This is a genomic window from Alkalibacillus aidingensis, from assembly GCF_014595945.1.
GTDB lineage: Bacteria > Bacillota > Bacilli > Bacillales > Alkalibacillaceae > Alkalibacillus > Alkalibacillus aidingensis.
This window is the reverse complement of sequence record NZ_JABXWU010000020.1, coordinates 1-2,112: the sequence shown is the minus strand read 5'-3', so window position 1 is coordinate 2,112 and position 2,112 is coordinate 1. Positions and strand designations below refer to the sequence as shown.

The window sequence follows — 2,112 nt, the reverse complement described above, 5'->3', positions numbered from 1 at the left end:
CGACGTCGCGAGACGGTCCATCCCTTTTTCGAGAGTTCAATTTTGATTTTTCGTTGACCAAAGTTTTGTCGGCTATCCTTAAATATTTGAACAATCAATTCTACCAATTCATCTTCATTGTTTTCACGAGCTTTCGATTCATAATAGTACGTACTTCTAGGAATTTGGAGGACGTCACACATTGCTGATACCGAGTATTTGTGACTGTTTTGACGAATCACATCTACTTTCGTCCCATGATCAGCGCGGCTTGCTTTAAAATATCATTTTCCATCGCTAATTGTTGGTTCTTTTTTCTAAGTTGGATGAGTTCCTCTTGCTCTGGAGTGAGGTTATCTTTTTCTTCAAAAGAACCTGTTTCACGATGTTGCTTTACCCACCGATCAAAGGTTGATGCAGTTAATTCATACTCTTTGATAATCTCAGTACGAGGCTTTCCATAAGCATAGAGCTTCACTAATTGTTCTTTGAATTCTTTAGAAAACGATCTTTTTTGACGCTTGGGCATATTAATTCTCCTCGGTTTTTATATTTGAACCAAGTGTATAGGACCTTAACAATTCTGTCCAACTAAGTGTAACCTATGCATCGAATCACGTAAGAAGAATTAAACAGAGATTTTTTAGAGTGTTATAAAATAGTATTTTTTCACCAAAAAGGGTTCTCACATTTAAAAGTGAGAACCCTTCTTCTTCAGAGTTAATATCTAGATATTGATCTTCTATCTGTACTTACTACTGCTCCTGTATCGTTATTAGTTATTGTTGTTACTGTATATCCAGCATATGAATCGGTAGGTTCATGTGCAAAATATACATAATGTCTAATTGTTATTGGAAAATCTGCCCCATAAGTTCCACCTAACAGGACACCGATTTCTTCATTCAATCCAAAGGCACTAGTTACTGCTCCAACTGTTCTTAAGCCTAATTTCCAAAAACCTCCTCCGAGCACTCCAAGAGATACAGACTCAATCACTGCTTCTTTATCCTGTTGGTGTATTGTTTTGGTTTCTGATTCAATTCTTTCCAAATAATGTCCAGGTAATGCTGAACCACCGCCACCTGGGGTTGTTGATAATACTCCTATAGATGAATTATTATCTTGTTCTATATGTACTTTATTCTCTTCCCCTTCATATAATTCAAAAATTTCTTCACCATTCAGATCCTGATATTCTGACTCAAAATCTTCCTCTTTAGCTTGAGCTAGGTAATCACCACTAATTAGTACAGGAATTGATAATACTAAACTAGCTACAAAAATTTTAATTTTTTTCATAAAATCCTTTCCCCTTTATTTTTGTTTATGAATAGTCTTTTTAAAATAGTAAAATAATATTTAATATTCTCACTATTTAAAATCTATGTTAACATTTATCCCAAAGGAAATAAATATTTTTAAAGGAGAAATTGGAAAAAATGAAAAAAAAGGGTACTAAAAAAGGGGTTCGTTTAATAGCTATTTTTATCATGGATATTATCTTGACCTTAATGTTGGGGCCTTTAATGATTTATTCAGGCTATATATACTCTACACAAACAGCATTAGGTTGGTATTGGTATATTCCGACCACAATCATAGGTTTATATTTTTCTTATATAGGTATTAAAGGTATGCAAAAAAACTTTAAAAAAATAAGAAGGTTGAGAAGGCTTAAAGAGGTAAGAGAAGAAAAAGCTCTAGAATAGATATTCCTAAATGGTCTAAAGGCCCAAATGGTGGAGTGGATGTATTAGCGTAAAAGATGCTTATGGATTTGAAAAAACCAATAATCAAGGTGCAAGTAAAGCACTGTAAATCTTCAGCTTCAGCACCAGGAATTCATCAATTACTTGGTGCGAACCCTTCTATTCCTAAGTTCATGGAAGTAACAGCTTTAATTTCGGCGTCAATTACTTTGTAACAGATGTAGATAAAAATTAGTTAGATTAGATGTTGACACTTATTTAGAAGAGGTTATTGCTCATTATATTGAATGGGACCGAGATAGAAGGTGTTGTTGCTAACGCTATGCTATGATCCAGTAAAAACAGTAAGACGACAAAACTTTGGTCAACGAAAAATCAAAATTGAACTCTCGAAAAAGGGATGGACCGTCTCGCGACGTCG

2 protein-coding genes and 2 pseudogenes are annotated in these 2,112 nt (G+C 34.2%); 2 read left to right on the top strand and 2 right to left on the bottom strand.

Annotation, left to right across the window (positions count from 1 at the left end):
- Positions 1-508, bottom strand: a pseudogene (locus HWQ49_RS14530) (transposase); the annotation flags it as partial.
- Between the two features lie 191 nt (positions 509-699).
- Positions 700-1,281, bottom strand: coding sequence for a hypothetical protein (locus HWQ49_RS14525; protein WP_188208352.1), 582 nt, complete (start codon positions 1,279-1,281; stop codon positions 700-702).
- Positions 1,282-1,421: 140 nt separating this feature from the next.
- Here HWQ49_RS14525 and HWQ49_RS14520 point away from each other — a divergent pair, with 140 nt between their 5' ends.
- Positions 1,422-1,691, top strand: coding sequence for a hypothetical protein (locus HWQ49_RS14520; protein ID WP_188208351.1), 270 nt, complete (start codon positions 1,422-1,424; stop codon positions 1,689-1,691).
- Between the two features lie 17 nt (positions 1,692-1,708).
- Positions 1,709-1,849: pseudogene (locus HWQ49_RS14515) on the top strand (restriction endonuclease); the annotation flags it as partial.
- Between the last annotated feature and the right edge of the window lie 263 nt (positions 1,850-2,112).